The 19,988-nt window shown below is 71.8% G+C and carries 15 protein-coding genes; 8 read left to right on the top strand and 7 right to left on the bottom strand.

The features are described from left to right. Positions 1–55: 55 nt before the first annotated feature. The gene (locus tag CEK69_RS08580; protein WP_152245036.1) at positions 56–3,634 is read left to right on the top strand and encodes an ATP-binding protein; all 3,579 of its coding nucleotides are present in this window, start codon (positions 56–58) and stop codon (positions 3,632–3,634) included. 158 nt (positions 3,635–3,792) lie between these two features. On the opposite strand, the gene mdtD is transcribed toward CEK69_RS08580, so the two are convergent. The 4 genes from mdtD to CEK69_RS08560 all read right to left on the bottom strand — a co-directional run bounded on the left by mdtD (position 3,793) and on the right by CEK69_RS08560 (position 7,803). Next, on the bottom strand, positions 3,793–5,223 hold the full coding sequence (gene mdtD / locus CEK69_RS08575; RefSeq protein ID WP_017913986.1) for a multidrug transporter subunit MdtD: 1,431 nt from the start codon (positions 5,221–5,223) through the stop codon (positions 3,793–3,795). Positions 5,224–5,453: 230 nt separating this feature from the next. Continuing rightward, on the bottom strand, positions 5,454–6,521 hold the full coding sequence (gene hemE, locus CEK69_RS08570) for a uroporphyrinogen decarboxylase (protein WP_017913987.1): 1,068 nt from the start codon (positions 6,519–6,521) through the stop codon (positions 5,454–5,456). A gap of 10 nt (positions 6,522–6,531) precedes the next feature. Beyond that, positions 6,532–6,786, bottom strand: a complete 255-nt coding sequence (locus CEK69_RS08565; protein WP_010344159.1) for a WGR domain-containing protein — start codon at positions 6,784–6,786, stop codon at positions 6,532–6,534. Positions 6,787–6,849: 63 nt separating this feature from the next. Beyond that, positions 6,850–7,803 carry a helix-turn-helix domain-containing protein gene (locus CEK69_RS08560; protein WP_152245034.1) on the bottom strand — a complete coding sequence of 318 codons (954 nt, stop codon included), beginning with the start codon at positions 7,801–7,803 and terminating at the stop codon, positions 6,850–6,852. Between the two features lie 93 nt (positions 7,804–7,896). Here CEK69_RS08560 and CEK69_RS08555 point away from each other — a divergent pair, with 93 nt between their 5' ends. The 5 genes from CEK69_RS08555 to CEK69_RS08535 all read left to right on the top strand — a co-directional run bounded on the left by CEK69_RS08555 (position 7,897) and on the right by CEK69_RS08535 (position 15,023). Beyond that, positions 7,897–8,520 (top strand): cysteine hydrolase family protein, encoded by a 624-nt coding sequence (locus tag CEK69_RS08555; RefSeq protein ID WP_152245032.1) that lies wholly within the window; start codon positions 7,897–7,899, stop codon positions 8,518–8,520. Further along, positions 8,517–8,840, top strand: coding sequence for a cupin domain-containing protein (locus CEK69_RS08550; RefSeq protein ID WP_152245030.1), 324 nt, complete (start codon positions 8,517–8,519; stop codon positions 8,838–8,840). The genes CEK69_RS08555 and CEK69_RS08550 overlap by 4 nt, the downstream gene beginning before the upstream one ends. Positions 8,841–9,349: 509 nt before the next feature. Beyond that, positions 9,350–10,381: an efflux RND transporter periplasmic adaptor subunit gene (locus CEK69_RS08545; protein WP_226975101.1), complete on the top strand. Its 1,032-nt coding sequence runs from the start codon at positions 9,350–9,352 to the stop codon at positions 10,379–10,381. Then, the gene (locus CEK69_RS08540) at positions 10,378–13,578 is read left to right on the top strand and encodes an efflux RND transporter permease subunit (RefSeq protein WP_152245028.1); all 3,201 of its coding nucleotides are present in this window, start codon (positions 10,378–10,380) and stop codon (positions 13,576–13,578) included. Before CEK69_RS08545 ends, CEK69_RS08540 begins: the two co-directional genes overlap by 4 nt. Next, the gene (locus CEK69_RS08535) at positions 13,578–15,023 is read left to right on the top strand and encodes an efflux transporter outer membrane subunit (protein WP_152245026.1); all 1,446 of its coding nucleotides are present in this window, start codon (positions 13,578–13,580) and stop codon (positions 15,021–15,023) included. Before CEK69_RS08540 ends, CEK69_RS08535 begins: the two co-directional genes overlap by 1 nt. 79 nt (positions 15,024–15,102) lie before the next feature. Here the strand turns inward: CEK69_RS08535 and aroB are convergent, their stop codons facing one another. Both aroB and CEK69_RS08525 read right to left on the bottom strand, forming a co-directional pair. After that, a complete protein-coding gene (gene aroB, locus CEK69_RS08530; protein ID WP_043095755.1) occupies positions 15,103–16,212 on the bottom strand; it encodes a 3-dehydroquinate synthase in 1,110 nt (369 codons plus the stop codon). After that, positions 16,209–16,751, bottom strand: coding sequence for a shikimate kinase (locus tag CEK69_RS08525; protein WP_010344147.1), 543 nt, complete (start codon positions 16,749–16,751; stop codon positions 16,209–16,211). Before CEK69_RS08525 ends, aroB begins: the two co-directional genes overlap by 4 nt. 133 nt (positions 16,752–16,884) lie before the next feature. On the opposite strand from CEK69_RS08525, the gene pdxH reads away from it, so the two are divergent. Continuing rightward, on the top strand, positions 16,885–17,484 hold the full coding sequence (gene pdxH, locus CEK69_RS08520; protein WP_017910874.1) for a pyridoxamine 5'-phosphate oxidase: 600 nt from the start codon (positions 16,885–16,887) through the stop codon (positions 17,482–17,484). A 70-nt stretch (positions 17,485–17,554) separates the two neighbouring features. Beyond that, positions 17,555–18,355, top strand: coding sequence for a cobalamin-binding protein (locus CEK69_RS08515; protein WP_017910875.1), 801 nt, complete (start codon positions 17,555–17,557; stop codon positions 18,353–18,355). A 147-nt stretch (positions 18,356–18,502) separates the two neighbouring features. Here CEK69_RS08515 and CEK69_RS08510 read toward each other — a convergent pair whose 3' ends face one another. Beyond that, positions 18,503–19,888 carry an MFS transporter gene (locus tag CEK69_RS08510; RefSeq protein ID WP_152245024.1) on the bottom strand — a complete coding sequence of 462 codons (1,386 nt, stop codon included), beginning with the start codon at positions 19,886–19,888 and terminating at the stop codon, positions 18,503–18,505. Between the last annotated feature and the right edge of the window lie 100 nt (positions 19,889–19,988).

Genomic DNA, 19,988 nt, shown 5'->3' with positions numbered 1-19,988 from the left:
GCGGTTGCCAGCGCCGGCGCTTATCGCCGACGATGGCGTCGGTGGCGCGGGACGGATGCCCGTCGGGGAGACAGAGGCGATGCGGTCGAGACGGATCTTGGGATGGCTGCTGCTGGCGTGGTCCGCGGTCGCCGGCGCGGCAGTGCCGCCGACGCCGCAGCCGCGCCAACTGACCGTGGCCGACGGCTTGCCGTCCAACAGCATCAATGGCTTCGCCGAGGACAAGCTCGGCTACCTGTGGCTGGCCAGCAGCGATGGCCTGGCGCGCTTCGACGGACGCGGCTACCGCATCTGGCGGATCGAGGACGGCCTGCACCACAACAAGATCTGGTCGGTGCACGTCGATGCGCAGAACCGGGTCTGGTTCGGGACCGACGGCGCCGGCCTGGGCATGCTCTCGGCCGATCGCCGGCAGTTCCGCTACTACGATCGCAGCACCTATCCGCAGATCGGCTCCACCACCGTGTGGTCCATCGCGTCCACGCCGGACGGCAGCGTCTGGTTCGGGACCTCCGCCGGCGGCCTGCACCAGTTGCAGCCGGACGGCCGCCTGCGCCGCTTCATGCCGATCCCCGGCGACGCGCGCAGCCTGCCTTCGGCCAGCGTCACCCATCTGGCGACCACGCCGGACGGCACCCTGTGGGTGGGCACCCGCGGCGGCCTGGCGCGTTGGACCGGCCACGATTTCCAGCGCGTCGCCGCCGACGCGCTGCCGCGGCCGGAAGTGCAGGGGCTGACGCCCGAGCGCGACGATACGCTGTGGGTCTCCACCCTGGGCGGGGTGCGCCTGCTGCGCGCCGACGCCAGCGTGGTGGAGCCGTACTGGCGCAACATGCCCGGCGACAGCGTGCTGGGCATGCTGGTCCACGACCGCCACGGCACGCGCTGGTTCGACACCATGGACGGGCTGGGCCGCGAGAGCGAGTCCGGGGTGATCCGCAACGTGCCGCTGTACAGCAATTCCGCGCACGGACTGGTCAAGCCGAACTGGTCGCTGGCCTTCGAGGATCGCGAGGGCGGCCTGTGGTTCGCCAGCGGCAATGCCGGGCTGTGGCACCTGCCGGCCAACTGGCAGCAGTTCTCGGTGCTGTCCTATCGGGTGGACGACCCGGAGTCGATGGGCAACCCCTACGTGCTGGCCACCGCCGCTTCCCGCGACGGCGGCGTGTGGCTGGCCGGCACGCGTGGCGTGCTGGACAAGCTCGATCCGGCCACCGGCGCCGTGCATCGGCACATGCGCGCGATGTTCGGTCTGGACTGGGCGCGGGCGATCGCCGAAGACCCGCAGGGCCGGCTGTGGGCGGCGGCCGCGGGGGCGGTGCTGCGCTACGACCCGGCCAGCGGCGAGGTCCGGCGCTGGGGCAAGGATGCCGGGGCCGATGCGCCGATGATGGACCAGGTGGATCGGATCGTCTTCAGCAGCGACCGCCACGTCTGGATCTTCAGCGACATCACCGGCGTGCAGGTGCGCGACCTCGATGGCCACGTGCTGCGCACCATGGCGCCGGGAAGCGCCGGCCTGCCTGCGGATCTGACCGTGCAGGAGGCCAGCCTCGGGCCGCAGGGCCAGCCCTGGTTGCTGGGGCAGCACGGCCTGCTCGCCTGGAGTCCGGAGCGCGCGCGGTTCGAAGCGGTGCCCGGTGCACCGCAGCGCCCGCTGAGCGCCCTGGCGATCAGCGACGGCAACGTGGTCTGGCTGGCCAGCGTCGGCTGCCTGGAGCGTTATCTGTGGGACGGCAGCCGGCTGAGCCTGCTCGACCGCATCGATGCCGAACAGGAGTTCCCGGCGCTGGCGCCGAACGGCCTGGTGGTTGATGCCAGCGGCGTGGCCTGGCTGAGCAGCGTGCGCGGGCTGATCCGGGTCGATCCGGCGAGCAAGGCGATCCGCTCCTACGGCGTCCACGATGGCCTGCCCAACCAGGAGTTCCAGATCCGCACCCTGGTGCAGGCGCGCAGCGGGCAGATCCTCGGCGGCACCCCGGACGGCGTGGTGCTGTTCGAGCCGTCGCAGGTGGTGCCGTCGCGGCGGCAGCCGCCGCTGGTGATCGAGCGCATCGGCGTGCGCCGCGGCGAGCGCGGGCTGGACCTGCTGCACGCCGACCGCATCGTGCTGCAGGAAGGCGACCGCGATCTGCACGTGGTCGCGCGCCTGCTGTCGTTCTCCGACACCGACGCCAACACCTACCGCTTCCGCCTCAGCGGCTACGACCCGGATTGGGTCGATGTGGGCGCCAGCGGCGAGCGTCTGTTCTCGCGGCTGCCGTCGGGCCACTACACCCTGGAGATGCAGGCGCGTACGGCCGACAAGGTCTGGTCGAACGTGGTCAGCCTGCACTTCCGCGTGCTGCCGCCGTGGTGGCGCAGCCCCTGGGGCATCGCCGGGCTGGCGGTGCTGGCGGTGCTGGCGCTGTGGTTGCTCGCGTACCTGTACCGGCGGCGGCTGCGCCGGCGCGCCGCCTGGCAGCTGGCGGTGCATAAGCAGGAGGTGGCCGAGCAGGCCTCGCTGGCCAAGACCCGCTTCCTGGCCACGCTCGGCCACGAGGTGCGCACGCCGATGACCGGGGTGCTGGGCATGAGCGAACTGCTGCTGTCCACGCCGCTGGACACCAGGCAGCGCCGCTACACCGAATCGATCCGCGACGCGGGCTCGCACCTGCTGCGTCTGGTCAACGATGCGCTGGACCTGGCGCGGATCGAGGCCGGGCGCCTGGAACTGGAACAGCAGCCGTTCGACCTGGGCCGGCTGATCGCCGAACTGGAGGCCATGATGGGGCCGATGGCGCGCAGCCGCGACCTCGCCTTCGCCCTGGACAACGCCATGCCGCCGCAGGTCACCGCGCGCGGCGACGCCACGCGGGTGCGGCAGATCCTGCTGAACCTGCTCAACAACGCCATCAAGTTCACCGAGCACGGCAGCGTGCAGTTGCGGGTGGCGCCGCTACAGCCGCAGCAGGGCGTGCGCTTCGAAGTCGCCGACACCGGGCCGGGCATCAACGCCGAACAGCAGGCGCGATTGTTCCAGCGCTTCGAGCAGGCCGACGGGCCGCGCACCGCCGCACGCTACGGCGGCAGCGGCCTGGGCCTGGCGATCAGCCAGGAACTGGCGGTGGCGATGGGCGGGCGCATCGAATTGCGCAGCCGCCTCGGCGCCGGCACCCGCTTCGTGGTCGACCTGCCGTTGCCGTGGGTGCCCGAGCCGCTGCCGCAGGCGCCACGCGACGCCCGCGCGTCCGCCAGTGCCGCGGCGCCGCGGCGGATCCTGCTGGTCGAAGACGATCCGACCGTGGCCGAAGTGGTCGGCGGCCTGCTGCGCGCACGCGGCCACCACGTCACCCACGCCGCGCACGCGCTGGCCGCGCTGACCGAAGCGGCGGCCAGCACGTTCGACATCGCCCTGCTCGATCTGGACCTGCCCGGCCTGGACGGCCTGGCGCTGGCGCGGCAGTTGCGCGCCTTCGGCTACGGCATGCCGCTGATCGCGGTCACCGCCCGTGCCGACGCCGACGCCGAGCCGCAGGCGCATGCCGCCGGTTTCAGCGGGTTCCTGCGCAAGCCGGTGACGGGCGAGATGCTGGCGAAGGCGGTGGAGGCGCCAGAAGATGGAGAAGGCAGCAGGAGCGAGGAGGGCAGGTAAGTCACACCCGTCCGGTATCCGCAGCAGGTGTGACCAGCAGAGGGCAGGTGCCTTCCAGGCTGCATGCAGTCGGGACTGAAGTCCCTCCCACATGGAGCAGGTCGCGCATCCCGCTCCTGCGACTCCCCAATCCCGACTCCCCAATCCCCGCTTTTCGGCTACTCCGCCACTTCCTCCACCTGCTTCGGCAACGGCCGCGTATCCGGCAGCTGCCAGAAGATCAGGGTCGAGGTCAGGGTGATCGCGCCGACGCAGACGAAGGTCGCATGCAGCGCCGCGGTGGCGCCGTGGGTGTCGCCGAGATGGGTGTTGAACGCGGCCAACAGGCTGCCGGCGGCCGCGGCGCCGAAGCCGGTGGCGAGCATCATCACCATCGACAGCAGGCTGTTGCCGGCGCTGGCCTGGTCGCGGTCCAGGTCGCGCAGCGTCACGGTGTTCATGACGGTGAACTGCAGCGAGTTGACCGCACCGAACAGCGCCAGCTGCAGCAGCCGCCAGCCCAGCGGCTGGCCGGCGTCGAACAGCAGGAAGCTGGCCATCGCGGTGCCGACCAGCACGGTGTTGGTCATCAGCACGCGCCGGTAGCCGAAGCGCTCCACCAGCTTCACCGCCGCGCGCTTGGAGGCCATCCCGGCCAGCGCCACCGGGATCATCATCAGCCCGGCGTTCATCGGGCTCATGCCCAGGCCCACCTGCAACAGCAGCGGGATCAGGAACGGCATGCTGCCGCTGCCCACGCGCGAGAACAGGTTGCCGAGGATGCCGATGCGGAAGCTGGCGACCTTGAACAGGTGCAGCGGGAACAGCGGCGCCGCCGCGTTGGCCGCGTGCAGCCAGTAGCCGATCAGCGCCGCCAGCCCGGCGATCGCCAGCAGCATCACGAAGGCGTGGCGCAGGCCCAGCTCGGAGATGCCGTCCAGCGCCAGCGACAGCGCGACCATGCCGAAGGCCAGCATCGCGTAGCCGACCAGGTCGAAGCGGGTGCGCTGCTCGCCGTAGAAGTCCGGCATGATCTTCAGCGCCGCGGCGAAGCCGATCGCGCCGATCGGCAGGTTGATCAGGAACACCCAGTGCCAGGACGCCACCTGCACCAGCCAGCCGCCCAGGGTCGGCCCGACCAGCGGCCCGATCAGCGCGGGAATGGCGATGAAGCTCATCGCGCTGAGGAACTGCGCGCGCGACACCGAGCGCATCACCGCCAGCCGGCCGACCGGCAGCAGCATCGCGCCGCCGATGCCCTGCAGCACCCGTGCGGCCACCAGATACGGCAGCCGCGGCGCTGCCGCGCACAGCAGCGAGCCGAGGGTGAACAGCACGATCGCGGTCAGGAAGGTGCGGCGCGTGCCGTAGCGGTCGGCGATCCAGCCCGAGGCGGGAATGAACATCGCCACCGCCAGCGCGTAGCTGAAGACCACCGACTGCATCTGCAGCGGGCTCTCGCCCAGGCTGCGCGCCATCGCCGGCAACGCGGTGTTGACGATGGTGGCATCGAGCATCTGCATGAAGATGGCCAGCGACACCAGCCACAGCAGCGGACGGAAACTGCGCGCGTTGGGAACGGCGATCGGATCGGAGGAGGGCGCGGACATCGGCACGCAGGGTGACGCGGGGGGAGCACTAGGATCGCGCAGATCGCGTCGCCGTGTCGTGCAGTTGCGCGCTTGCGATGCAGCGCGCGCTCAGCGATCCATACTGCGGACGCCTCGGTGGATTGCGCCTAGCAGGCAGCCGCTCCTACGCGAAAGCGCAAGAGATCGAGCGCACGGTCAGATCGCCGACCGTGCGCGAGACTGGAATCCCGAATCCCGAATCCCGGCGTTCAACCACGCCGACTATGCCGCTGCACCGCCTCCACCAGCGCGCCAACATGCTCGGGCTGCATGTCCGGCGACAGGCCGTGACCGAGATTGAACACATGGCCGTCCAGCGAGCCGCCGTTGCCGTCGGCATAGCTGCGCAGCACGCGTTGCACCTCGCGGTCGATCGCCTCCGGCGCGCCGTACAGCATCGCCGGGTCGAGGTTGCCCTGCAGGGCGACGCGGCCGCCGGTACGGCGCGCGGCGTCGGCCAGGTCGATGGTCCAGTCCACGCCCACGCCTTCCGCACCGGAGGCCGCGAGCTCTTCCAGATAGGGCGCATTGCCCTTGCCGAACAGGATCAGCGGGGTGCGCTCGGCGCCGTCGCCGCGCGCCAGTTCGCGGGCGATGCGCTGCAGGTAGGGCAGTGAGAACTCGCGGTACATCGCCGGGCTCAGCACACCGCCCCAGGTGTCGAACACCTGCAACGCCTGCGCACCGGCCGCGCGCTGCGCCGCCAAGTAGGCGATCACCGCGTCGGTGTTGACCGACAGCAGCGCGTGCAGCGCCGCCGGATCGTTCAGCGCCAGCGCCTTGATCCGCGCGTAGTTGTCGCTGCCGCCGCCCTCGACCATGTAGCAGGCCAGGGTCCAGGGGCTGCCGGAGAAGCCGATCAGCGGGACGCTGCCGTCCAGTTCGCGGCGGATCACCCGCACCGCGTCCATCACGTAGCGCAGCTCGGTCTCCATGTCCGGCACGCCGAGCCGGGCGATCGCCGCGGCATCGCGCACGGGGTGGCGAAACTTGGGGCCTTCGCCTTCGACGAAGTACAGCTCCAGGCCCATCGCATCGGGGATGGTGAGGATGTCCGAGAACAGGATCGCCGCGTCCAGCGGGAACCGCGCCAGCGGCTGCAGGGTCACTTCGCAGGCCAGTTCCGGGGTCTTGGCCATGGCCAGGAAGCTGCCGGCGCGGGCGCGGGTGGCCCGGTACTCGGGCAGGTAGCGCCCGGCCTGGCGCATCAGCCACACGGGGGTCTGGTCCACGGGCTCGCGGCGCAGCGCGCGCAGCAGGCGGTCGTTCTTGAGCATGGGGGATTCCTTAGCGCGGCGCGTCGGCGCCACGGGTGAACATGACCTGGAAGCCGCGCTTGAGCTGGGCGTCGCGGGCTTTCTCGAAGGCGGCGTTGGCGTCTTCCTGCTGCAGGTAGAGCTCGCGCCGCAGCTGCGCGCGGCCGCCGATCTGGCCGCTCTCGCGCAACAGTTCCCAGCCGCCGAGCAGGTCCGGCTGCAGGGTCAGCTGCAGGTAGCGTGGCGGCTCGTTGCCGTCGGGGCGTTGCTGGAGGAAGACGCGCATGCGCCGATTGTAGCGGGTGCCGGCGCAGGCGACGTGGCCCGATCGGCGGAACGCAGCGGCCGCTCAGCCGGCACGGAAGCCGCGGCGATACGCCGACGGCGGCAACCCCAGGTCGCGCGTGAACTGCAGGCGCAGCGCGCCGGCGCTGCCGAAGCCGCAGTCGGCGGCGATGCGCTCCAGCGGCAGGTCGGTGCGCTCCAGCAACTGCTGGGCGCGCACCAGCCGCTGGTGCGCCAGCCACTGCACCACGGTGGTCCCGGTCACCTGGCGGAACTGCCGGGTGAAGCTGCGCCGGCTCATCCGCGCGTGCGCGGCCAGCGCGTCCAGGCGCAGCGGCTGGTCCAGGCGCTGCAGCATCCAGTCCAGGGTCGGGCCCAACTGGGCGTCGCGGCGGCTGGCCGGCAGCGGCTGTTCGACGTACTGCGCCTGCCCGCCCTGGCGGTGCGGCGCCACCACCAGGCGCCGGGCGATGCGGTTGGCGACCTCGGCGCCGTGGCGGCGCCGCACCAGGTGCAGGCAGCAGTCGATGCCGGCCACGGTGCCGGCCGAGGTCAGCACGTCGCCGTCGTCCACGTACAGCACGTCCGGCTGCAGCCGCACCTGCGGGTGACGCAGCGCGAAGCGTTCCAGCGCCGCCCAGTGGGTGGTGGCGGGGCGGCCGTCGAGCAGGCCGGCGTCGGCCAGCACGAAGGTGCCCAGGCACAGCCCGACCACCTGCGCGCCGGCGGCGTGGGCGCGGCGCAGCGCCTGGCACAGCGCCGCCGGCGCCGGCTCGGCGGCGTCGCGCCAGGACGGCACGATCACCGTGTCGGCGCCGTCCAGCGCCTCCAGGCCGTGCTGCACCTGGATGGCGAAGCCGGCGTCGGTGCGCAGCAGTCCCGGCTCGGCGGCACACACGCGCAGGTCGAAGGCCGGCAGGTCGGTGTCCGGCCGCGCCTCGAACACCTGGCAGGGCACCGCCAGGTGGAAGGGGCTGATGCGGTCGAAGGCGACCACGGCGAGGCGATGCGGCGACATGGCCCGATTTTAGCGGAAACGGTGTTTCGGGCCACTCGTCGGCGCAGGTGCGGCCGCCGGACACTGGCCGCTCCTTCGCCCCGGAGCCACCGCATGTCCTCTCCCCGCCGCGCCCTGCTGGTCATCGACGTCCAGAACGAGTACTTCGACGGCGCGCTGCCCATCGCGCATCCGCCGGTGGCGCAGTCGTTGCCCCACATCCTGCAGGCCATGGACGCGGCGCAGGCGCACGGCGTGCCGGTGCTGGTGGTGCAGCACACCGCGCCGGCGCAGGCGCCGGTGTTCGCCGACGGCAGCGCCGGTTGGGCGTTGCACCCCCAGGTCGCCGCGCGGCCGCATGCGCGTCTGCTGCGCAAGACCCGGCCCAGCGTGTTCGCCGATACCGACCTGGCCGCCTGGCTGCAGGCGCAGGCGATCGACACCCTGACCGTGGCCGGCTACATGACCCACAACTGCAACGCTTCCACCGTGTATGAGGCCTTCCACCGCGGGTTGGCGGTGGAAGTGCTGGGCGACGCCAGCGGCGCGTTGGCGTACGCCAATGCCGCCGGCCAGGCCAGTGCCGAGGAGATCCACCGGGTGTTCGGGGTGGTGTTCCACAGCAACTTCGCCGCGGTCGCCGACACCGCGCAGTGGATCGCGGCGGTGCAGGCAGGGCAGCCGCTGCCGCGCGACAACGTGCTGCAGTCCAACCGCCGCGCGCGGGACCTGGCATGAGCGGCATGCCGCGGGTGCTGCGTGCGCGCGAGTTCACCGGCCGCCGCGCCTGGGAGGCGCTGCCGGTGGCGCGGCTGGACGGGATCGGCGTGCGCATCCATTGGACCGACCAATCGTACGTTTGGCACGTCAACGACGGGGCGGAAGTATTCGTGGTGCTGGATGGGCAGGTGCAGATGCGCTGGCGCGCGCACGGCACCGAGCAGGCGGTGCTGCTGCAAGCCGGCGACGTGTTCCATGCGCCGGAAGGCACCGAGCATGTGGCGCACCCGCAGGGTCCGGCGCGGGTGCTGGTGGTGGAGCGCGACGGCAGTCCGTGAGCGTTCGGGATCCGCTCCTGACCGGCGGGGGCTTCGATAGCGCCCGGGACGTGCCGCCGTCGATGACGCGTGTACAGGGCGACGCACACTGCGCGTTCTGATGTGCGTTCTATCACGGAGCCATCACTGGCGATCTGGCGTCATTGGAGCAGGCTATGCCGCTGCGTGCGCACAGAGATCCTGGTGTCACGGCATCGCCAATCACCACGAGTGCGGACGCGGCCGGCATGCGAAGCCAGAGCGATGGGCGGTTCCCTGGGCAGCACCCAAACGTCGGCGCGGGACGGGATCCCGCGCGGCCTGCTGCCATTTCCGACGATGTCATGTCGTTGCGCGCGCCACGCCGTCGCGCGAGCGCTTATCAAACGCCACGCAGGGCGCGCGGTCTTGGTCGGGTCGTTGTCTTCGCCGGATTGGCGGTGCTGTGCCTGCTCATCCTTGGCGGCTGGGTTTGGCGCGCACACCGCCAGCAGCCCGCGCCGGCGCCCGAGCCCTTGCGCGTGCAGACCATGACGGTCGCGCCGCACCGGGTGCCGGACATCATCGAAACCTCCGGCACCCTGCTGTCGCCGCAGACCGTGGAGGTGCGCGCGCAGGCCGACGGGGTGCTGCAGTCGGTGCTGATCCACGACGGCGAACAGGTCCACGCCGGGCAACTGCTGTTTACCATCGATCCGCGGCCGCTGCGGGCGGCGTTGGCGCAGGCGCGCGCCACCCTGGCCCGCGACCAGGCGCTGGCGGCGGATGCGGCCGATACCGAGGCGCGCTACGCCAAGCTGTCCAGGACCGGCGCGGTGGATCCCAAGGCCTACACCACCGCGGCCGACACGCTGCGCTCGCTGCGCGGCACCGTCGCCGCCGACCAGGCGCAGGTCGAGCAGACGCAGCTGTCGCTGGCCTACACCCAGGTTCGCGCGCCCATCGACGGCCGCGCCGGCGCCATCGCGGTCAAGCCGGGCAATCTGGTGTCCAGCGGTTCCAGCACCGCGCTGGTCACGCTCAACGTCAGCACCCCGATCGAGGTGCGTTTCGCGCTGGCGCATGTGCAGGTCGATGCCGTGCGCGCCGCGCCGCTGGGGCAGCAGGGCCTGGGGCTGCCGGTGCTGGCGCTGGATGCGGTGAGCGGCACGCTGCTCGATCGCGGCGAGGTGGCGTTTCTCGACAACGCCTTCGACACCAGCAGCGGCACGCTGGAGCTGCGCGCACGCTTCGCCAACGCCGGCGCCACGTTGTGGCCGGGGCAGTTCGTCACCGTGCGGGTGATCCTGACAGAGGACCCGCAGGCGCTGTCGGTGCCCGAGAGCGCCCTGCAGCAGGGACAGCAGGGGCCGTACGTGTATTGCGTGGTCGATGGTCACGCCGCGGCGCGGCCGCTCACCGTGGCGCGGATGGTCGACGGGCAGGCGGTGATCGCCAAGGGCCTGCACGCGGGCGATCGCGTCATCCTCACCGTGCCGAACGAACTGCGCGACGGCACCGCGGTGCAATCCGGCAACCCGCACGCCACGCCGACCGCGGCGGCGACCGGACGGCATGCGTGAATCTGTCGGCGCTGTTCATCCGCCGCGCGGTGATGACCTCGGTGCTGATGATCGCGCTTGTGCTGGCCGGCGGCATGGCCTACTTCGCGCTGCCGGTCAGCGAGCTGCCCGACGTCAGCTTCCCGACCATCACCGTCAACATGTCGCTGCCCGGCGCCAATCCCGAGACCATGGCCGCGGCGGTGGCGACGCCGCTGGAGCGCCAGTTCAGCGGCCTGCCCGGACTGGACACGATGAGTTCGACCAGCAGCGTCGGCAGCACCCGCATCGTGTTGCAGTTCGCGTTGAGCCGCAATGTCGATGCCGCTGCGCAGGACGTGCAGAACGCGGTCTCGCAGGCGGCCGGCCTGCTGCCGCGCGAGATCAATCCGGCGCAGATCCAGAAGGAGGATCCCAGCGCCGCGCCGATCATGCACCTGATCCTGCGCTCGAAGACCATCGCGCTGCCGCTGCTCAACCAGTTCGCCAAGGACCGCGTGGCGCTGCGCCTGGCCTCGGTGCCGGGTGCCGGCCAGATCGATGTCAACGGCGCGCAGAAGTACGCGGTACGCCTGTTCGTCAATCCGCACCTGCTCGCCGCCCGCCACCTGGGCTTCGACCAGGTGGTGTCGGCGGTGCAGGCGGGCAACAGCAACGCGCCGGCCGGCACACTGATGGGGCGCGCGCGGTCCTACACCGTGCGCGCCGACGGGCAGCTCAAGCGCGCGGCCGATTTCGACGCCATGGTGCTGAGCTACGCGGACGGTGCGCCGGTGCGCCTGCGCGACGTCGGCCATGCCGAGGACAGCGTCGAGAACCTGCAGACCGCCGCCTCGCTCAACGGCCAGCGCGCGATCGAGATCAACATCCACCGCCAGCCGGGCGCCAACACGCTGTCGGTGACCCAGGGCATCCAGGCGGCGCTGCCGGGGATTCGCGCGCAGCTGCCCGGCGACGCCCAGCTCGACGTGCTCTACGACCGAGGCGACTATATCGGCGCGTCGGTGGAGGACGTGGAGTGGACCCTGGTCGGCTCGCTGGTGCTGGTGATCGTGGTGATCCTGCTGTTCCTGCGCAGCTGGATGGCGACCCTGATCGTGGCGCTGGTGCTGCCGACCTCGCTGATCGGCACCTTCGCGGTGATGCGCCTGCTGCACTTCAGCCTGGACAACATCTCGATGCTGGCGCTGACCCTGTCGGTCGGCTTCGTCGTCGACGATGCCATCGTGGTCATCGAGAACATCGTCCGCCATGCCGAGCAGGGCGCCAGTCGCATGGATGCGGCTATCGCCGCCTCGCGCGAGATCGGCTTCACCGTGCTGTCGATGACGGTGTCGCTGTCGGCGGTGTTCCTGCCGATCGTGTTCATGGGCGGGCTGGTCGGGCGGTTGTTCTCCGAGTTCGGCATGGTGATCGCGATCGCGGTGATCCTGTCCGGCATCGTCTCGCTGACCCTTACGCCGATGCTCGCCAGCCGCTGGCTCGATCCGAAGAAGAGCGCGGGCTGGGTGTTCGAGCGCTTCGACCGGCTGGTCGAGGCCAGCGAACGCGGCTACGCGCGCTCGCTGGCCTGGGCGACCGAGCGCATCGGCCTGATGTGCGTCATCGGCCTGGCCACCCTGGTCGGCACCGCCGGCGTCTACGCCGTGGTCGAGAAGGGCTTCATCCCGCAGGTGGATTCGGGAAAGATCGACGGCGATACCCGCGTGCCCGAGGGCACCGCCTTCGCCGACTTCGTGGCCAAGCAGGCGGCGGTGGTGAAGATCATCCAGCGCAATCCCAACGTGGCCAACGTGGAGTCGGTGATCGGTTCGGACAATTCGCTCAGCAACAGCGGGCGCCTGCTGATCGGGCTCAAGCCGCTGTCCGAGCGCAGCGGCAGCGCCGAGGAGGTGATCCAGGACGTGCGCAAGCAGGTCGCCGCGATCCAGGGCATCACCCTCAACATGCGCAATCCGCCGGCGATCGACATGGGGCCGACCGCCTCGAACGGGTCGCTGCAGTACGTGCTGCAGTCCACCGACCAGAAAGCGCTGTACGCCCAGTCCGACAGCATCCTGCAACGCCTACGGCAACTGCGTGACGTGCAGGATCCGCAGAGCGACCTGCAGCTCAAGAATCCGGAGATCGAGGTGGTGCTGCACCGCGAACAGGCCGCCGCGCTGGGCGTCACCGCCGCCGGCCTGCAGGACACCCTGGCCAGCGCCTACGGCGGTCGCAAGATCAGCACGATCTACGGCGACACCGATCAGTACGAAGTGCTGCTGCAGGTGGACCCGGCGGCGCAGGCCGACCTCAACGGCCTGGATGCGCTGTCATTCAACGGCAACCAGAATCCCGGCATTACCGCGATCGGCACGCAGACCTCCAACAGCAGCTCCGGCACCAGCGCGGTGCTGACCGCGGCCGGCGGCCCGATGGTGCCGCTGCGCGCGGTGGCCGACGTGCGCATGGGCGTGGGGCCGGTGGCGATCAACCATTACGCCGGCCTGCCGGCGGTGACGCTGTCGATGAACCTGGCACCCGGCGTGTCGCTGGGCGAGGCCGCCGCCGGCATCGGCAACCTGATGGCGCAGACCCTGGGCAAGGACGACGCGCGCGCCATCAGCGGCCAGTTCGCCGGCTCGGCGCAGGCTTTCGAGAATTCGATGAAGACGCTGCCGATGCTGCTGCTGATCACCGTGCTGCTGATCTATGGCGTGCTGGCGATCCTGTACGAGAACGCGCTGCACCCGATCACCATCCTGACCTCGCTGCCGCTGGCCGGGTTCGGCGCCATCCTGATGCTGGTGCTGTTCCGTCAGGAGCTCAATCTCTTCAGCTTCGTCGGCCTGATCCTGCTGGTCGGGCTGGTCAAGAAGAACGGCATCATGATGGTGGACTACGCGCTGGACCTTGAGCGCTCGGGCGATGCGCGCTGGCAGCAGCCGCGCGCGGCGATGCTGGAAGCGGCGACGGTGCGCTTCCGCCCGATCATGATGACCACCCTGGCGGCGGTGCTGGGCTCGTTGCCGATCGCGCTGGGTTTCGGCGCCGGCGCCGAGGCGCGGCGCCCGCTCGGCATCGCCGTGGTCGGCGGCCTGCTGTTCTCGCAGGCGTTGACCCTGTACCTGACCCCGGCCTTCCACATCGCGATGGCCGAGTGGCTGGCGCGCCGCCGCGCACGTCGCAACGGCGCCGCGCCGCCGTCGGCGCCGACGCTGCCGGAGCCGGCCTGATGCGCGCGCTCGCGATTGGCGCCGCGTGTCTGCTGTCGGCGTGCAGCCTGACGCCGGCCTATGTGCGTCCCGCCGCACCGATCCCGCCGTCGTGGCCGGTGGGCGACGCCTACCTGGCGCAGCACGAGGCCACGCTGCCGTCGCTGAGCTACCGGCAAGTGTTCGCCGACCCGCGGCTGCAGGCGCTGATCGCGCAGGCGCTGGACAACAACCGCGACCTGCGGATCGCGCTTGCCGATATCGCCCAGGCGCGAGCGCAGTACCGGATCCAGCGCGCGGCCCTGCTGCCGGAGGTGGGGACCAGCGCGACCTATACGCGCTCCTATCGCGGCAAGGGCGCGGCGCCGGGCAACGATACGACCCAGGGCGGCAACGCAGCGGCCGCACCGGCTGCCGGTTATGCCAGCAACTACGACCTGGGCGTGGGCGTCACCGCGTTCGAACTCGACCTGTTCGGCCGGCTGCACGCGCTGAGCACGGCCGCGCAGCAGCGCTATCTGGAACAGGAGGCCGCGGCCCGGGCCACGCGCCTGACCCTGGTCGGCGACATCGCCACGACCTGGCTGACCTATGCCAGCGACCGCAGCCTGCTGACGCTCGCGCAGGACACCGAACGCAGCGCCGGCGCCAGCGTGACGCTGACCGCACAGCGGGTGGATGGCGGCATCGTGCCGCATTCGGACCTGGACCAGGCCAACCAGGTGCTGCATGCCGCGCAGGCCGACCTGGCCGCGCAGACCACGGCGCTGGCGCAGGACGTCAATGCGCTGCAGTTGCTGGTGGGCGCTCCGGTCGATCCGGCACTGTTGCCGGGTTCGATCGAGGAGGTCGCGGCCAGCATCGGCGATCCGCCGGCCGGCCTGGACACCAGCGTGCTGCTGCGTCGGCCCGACGTGGTGCAGGCCGAATACGAACTGCGTGCGGTCAACGCCCAGATCGGTGCGGCGCGTGCCGCGTTGTTTCCCAGCATCAGCCTGAGCGGCCTGCTGGGCCTGACCAGCACCGCGCTGTCGCAGCTGTTCACCCACGACGCGCGCACCGCGTCGGTGGGCGCCGGCGTCGCCTACACCGTGTTCGATGGCGGCGCGGCGCGCGCCAACGTGCGCTACACCGAGGCGCAGCGCGATGCCGCGGTGGCCGGTTACGAAAAGACCGTGCAGACCGCCTTCGGCGAAGTGGCCGATGCCCTGGCCCGGCGCGGCACCATCGATGCGCAGGTGCAGGCGCAGCGCGCGCTCCTCGCCGATGCCGCCAACACCTACGACGCCAGCGCGCAGCGCTACCGCGAGGGCGTGGAGAGCGCGCTGTCCAACCTGGATGCGCAGCGCAGCTACTACGCCGCGCAGCGCAGCCTGGTCGCGGTGGAGCTGACCGCGGCCACCAATCGGGTGACGCTGTATCGCACCCTGGGCGGGGACGCGTCGCTGGAGCCCGCGCCGCGCTGAGCCCGCGCAGCCGCATGGACCGGTGCGCGAGTGCCGCTGCGGAGAACAACAGCGGCCGGTCGCTTGGCGCGCCCGTGTTTCAGCCGGCGGCCAGCACCGCCAGCACCTCGGCCTCGTCCACGTCGGGGACGATCTCGGCGTGGCCGATGCCGCGCCACAGCACCAGCCGCAGGCGTCCGGCCAGGTTCTTCTTGTCCAGCCGCATGCGCGCCAGCAGCGCCTCGGGCGCCAGGCCGGCCGGCAGCGCGGTCGGCAGGCCGAAGTCGTGCAGCAGCGCGCGCAGCTGCGCCGTGTCCTGCGCGCTGGCCATGCCCAGCCGCGCCGACAGTTCCGCGGCCAGCACCATGCCCACCGCCACCGCTTCGCCGTGGTTGAGGTTGGCGTTGTCCGGGGCGCCGTAGCCCTGTTCGGTCTCGATGGCGTGGCCGAAGGTGTGGCCGAGGTTGAGCAGGGCGCGCTCGCCCTTTTCCAGCGGATCGCGGGCGACGATCTCGGCCTTGTGCTCGCAGCTGCGCGCGATCGCCTGCGCCAGCGCCGCAGGCTCGCCGGCCAGCAGTGCGCGACGTTCGGCATGCAGCCATTCGAAGAACAGCGGGTCGCGGATGGCGCCGTACTTGATCACCTCGGCCAGCCCAGCGCGCAGTTCGCGCGGCGGCAGGCTTCGCAGGGTGGCGGTGTCGGCCAGCACCGCGCGCGGCGGATGGAAGGCGCCGACCAGGTTCTTGCCCTGCGGGATGTCCACCGCGGTCTTGCCGCCGACCGACGAATCGACCATCGCCAGCAGCGTGGTCGGCAGCTGCACGCAGTCCACGCCGCGCATCCAGCAGGCGGCGGCGAAGCCGGCCAGGTCGCCGACCACGCCGCCGCCCAGCGCCAGCACGCAGGCGTCGCGGGTGGCGCCCAGGGCGGCCAGCGCGGCGATCGCCGCGGCGAAGTGGTCCAGGGTCTTGGAGGCCTCGCCGGCGGGGATCACGAAGTCGCCGATCTGCAACTCCGGGCGTGCCGCCAGCAGCGCGCTGCGAACCTGCGCGGCATACAGCGGCGCCACCTGGCTGTCGCTGAGCAGCAGCACATGGCGGCCGCGCACGTGCGCGGCTAGGGCGGCGCCGTCGTCGAGCAGGCCGGGGCCGATGTGGATGGTGTAGGCCGGGTCGCCAGCGACCTGGACCGTGCGCGATGCTGCGGTCATGCAGTGGGTTCCGGAAGTTTCCACGACGCGGCCAGGCGCACGACCAGCTGCGCGGTGGCCTCGGCCGGGGTGAGGTGGTCGGTGTCCAGGATCAGGTCGGCGACCTCGCGGTACAGCGGTTCGCGCACCGCGTGCAGATCGCGCAGCACCTGTTCGCGGTCGCCGCGCTGCAGCAGCGGGCGGCTGCGGTCGCGGTGCAGGCGCTGCAGTTGCGCGGCCACGCCGACCCGCAGGTACACCACGAAGCCGTGCTCGCGCATCTCGCGGCGGCTGTCGGCGTTGAGCACGGCGCCGCCGCCGGTGGAGATCAGGTGGCCGGGCGTGCTCAGGATGCTTTCCAGCACCGCGCGCTCGTGTTCGCGGAAACCGGCTTCGCCGGCGTGCTCGAACAGCGAGGCGATGCTGGCGCCGGTGCGCTCGACGATGGTCTGGTCGCTGTCGACGAAGACCAGGCCGAAGCGCTCGGCCAGGCGGCGACCGATGACGCTCTTGCCGGCGCCCATCGGGCCGACCAGCACCAGGTTGGGGGCGGGATTCATCCGCCGATGCTAGCAGAGACCGACGCCGCCCCGCGCGCCGCGCGGGCGCGTGCGCGGGGCCTCGCGCGGCGAAGCGTGCGTCGCGCGGTGCATGGCGCGACAATGGCGCATCGTCCGCCGAGTGCCTGTCGCCATGCCCGATCTCTACGCCGAAGCCCTGTCCACGTTCGCCGACCTGTTCGCCGAGGCGCGCACCAGCGACGAGGCCGAATACAACGCCATGGTCGTGTCCTCGGCCACGCTGGAGGCGCGCCCTTCGTCGCGGGTGGTGCTGCTGAAGGCCTACGACGCGCGCGGTTTCGTGTTCTACACCCACCTGGACAGCCAGAAGGGCCGCGAGCTGCAGGCCAATCCGCAGGCCTCGCTGCTGTTCCTGTGGCGGCGCATGCGCGAGGACGGGGTGCAGGTGCGCATCGACGGCGAGGTGCAACTGGTCGCCGCGGCCGAGGCCGATGCCTATTTCGCCTCGCGCCCGCGCATGAGCCAGATCGGCGCCTGGGCCTCGGCGCAGTCGCGCACCTTGGCATCGCGCGAGGAATTCGAGGAACGCGTGGCCAAGGCCGAGGCCACCTTCGAGGGCCGCGAGGTGCCGCGCCCGGACGGCTGGGGCGGGTTCCGCGTGGTGCCGCGCAGCTTCGAGTTCTGGTACGGCGCCAAGTACCGCCTGCACGAGCGCTGGCGCTACGAGGCCGACGCCGCCGGCCACTGGAGCAAGCGGATGCTGTTCCCGTGAGCGGCGCCGGCCCCGCCTGCCGCGGCACCGCCGCCGCGGTGCGCGCGTGCTCGGGCGGGGCGCACTGAGCGTGGGGCCGCAGCGCATCGTCTGCCTGACCGAGGAGCCGACCGAGACGCTGTACGCGCTCGGCGAACAGCAGCGCATCGTCGGCATCAGCGGCTTCACCGTGCGCCCGCCGCAGGCGCGCCGCGACAAGCCCAAGGTCAGCGCCTTCACCAGCGCCAAGATCGGCGAGATCCTCAAGCTGCAGCCGGACCTCGCCATCGGCTTCTCCGACATCCAGGCCGACATCGCCGCCGAACTGGTACGGCACGGCGTGGAGGTGTGGATCGCCAACCATCGCAGTGTCGACGGCATCCTCGACTACATCCGCCGGCTCGGCGCGCTGGTCGGCGCCGGGCCGCGCGCCAATGCCTACGCCGACGAACTGCAGCGCGGCCTCGATGCCATCGCCGCGCAGGCCGCCACCTTGCCGCGGCGGCCGCGGGTGTACCTGGAGGAATGGGACGAGCCGATCATCACCGGGATCCGCTGGGTGGCCGAACTGGTGGGCATCGCCGGCGGCGACGACGTGTTCCCGGAACTGTCGGTGCAGCCGCTGGCCAAGGCGCGGATCCTGGCCAACGGCGACGAGGTAGTGCGGCGTGCGCCGGACATCATCCTCGGCTCCTGGTGCGGCAAGCGCTTCCGTCCCGAGCGCGTCGCCGCGCGGCCTGGCTGGTCGGCGATGCCGGCCGTGCGCGACGGGCAACTGTTCGAGATCAAGTCGCCGCTGATCCTGCAACCAGGGCCGGCGGCCCTCACCGACGGCGTGCGCGCCATCGCCGACATCATCCAGGCCTGGGCCAGGGGCGTGGGCGCGCGCTAGGGCGGGGCTGCCAGGCCACCATCCGAACGTGCGCAACGCGCATGCATGGCCGCGTCGTCGTGCGGCCATGGACGGATCGCCGCTTCAGCGATCCTCCTTGTCGCGCACGCCGCCACGCCGCGGCAGGCGCCGCACGCGGCCATTCCGTTAGCCAGGCATGGGCTGGGTGCGGCCGGCGATGCCCAGGCCGAGCAAGGCCATCAGCGCGGCAACGGCGAAGGTCGACAGGTATGCAGCGGCGGCCGAGTACGCCAGCAGCGCGGCGAACAGCGAGCCGCCGACCGCCAGCGTGGTCGCCACCGCAATCGCCTCGCTCAACTGCAGCGCCGAACTGTTGCGGCCCTGCCGCGCCGGCGGCGACAGGGTCAGGGTCAGCACCGCCAGGGTCGGGTAGATCAGGCCCATGCCCAGGCCGGTCGCGGTCCAGCCGCCGATCGCCAGCGCTGCCGGCACTGCCGGCAGCAGCGCCAGCGCCGTGGCCGCGATGCCCAGCGCCATCAGCGTGCAGCCCAGCCGCAGCCGCCGCAGACGGGTGGCGTCGCGGCCGTAGTGGCCCTGGTACCAGGAACCGGCGAACCAGCCGAGCGCGCCGGCGCTCAGCGCCACGCCGGCCCACACCGGCGACAGCCCGCGCTCGCGCGACAGCAGCAGCGGCAGGAACGCCTCGCAGCCGAAGAACGCCGAGCCGGCGATGCCGCGCAGCGCGATCACGCTGGGCAGGCCGCGCGCGGCGCGCAGGGTGCCGGCCGGCAGCAGCCGCCAGGTGCACAGCGCCAACAGCGCCAGCGCCGACGGCAGCAGCAGCGCCGCCCACAGCCCGCGCTGCTGGCCGCCCAGGTACAGCAGGCAGACGCCGGCCGCAGCGCCCAGCGACCACCGCCGCGCCGCGCCGCTGGCGCCGTCCGCGCTCGCGGCGGGCGGCAGGCGCCGCAGCGCCGGCCACAGCAGCGCCGCCGCCGGCAGCGCCAGCAGCGGTACCGCCAGGAACACCCAACGCCAGCCGACGTGCTCGACGATCAGCCCGCTGATGCTGGGCCCGATCAGCGACGGCACCACCCAGCCGGCGGAGAACGCGGCGAACATGCGCGGGCGGATCGCCTGCGGATACAGCCGCGCGACCAGCACGTACAGCACCACCGAGATCGCGCCGGCGCCCAGGCCCTGCACCAGCCGGCCGGCCAGCAGGAATCCCATCGACGGGGCGAAGCCGGCCAGCAACAGGCCGCAGACGAAGCAGGCCAGGCCGGTCCATAGCGGCGTCGCCGGCCCGTGCAGGTCGCTCCAGCGCCCGGCCACGGTCATGCCGATCACGCTGGTGGCCAGGGTGCCGCCGAAGGCCAGCGCGTACAGCCGCAGGCCGTCCAGTTCGCGGGCCACGGTCGGCATCGCCGCGGCCACCGCCAGCGCCTCGAAAGCGATCAGCGAGACCAGCGCGACCATGCCGATGGTGGTGGCGCGGTAGGCCGGCCCCAGCACGGAGCCGGCGGCGACAGGGGCGGGTGGAGCAGCGGCGGTGGTGGCGTGGTCTTGCATCGGCGAACCTGGGAAAAAGGGTGGACGTCTGCCGGCGGCGACTTGCGTGGGCGTGTGCAGCCCGTGCAGCATGCAACCTCAACCGGACTCGAGGTCAAGC

Origin of the sequence: Xanthomonas sp. LMG 12462 (genome assembly GCF_009192885.1) — a bacterium.
GTDB lineage: Bacteria > Pseudomonadota > Gammaproteobacteria > Xanthomonadales > Xanthomonadaceae > Xanthomonas_A > Xanthomonas_A sontii.
The sequence above is the reverse complement of the archived record's forward strand: the minus strand, read 5'-3'. Positions and strand labels throughout refer to the sequence as shown.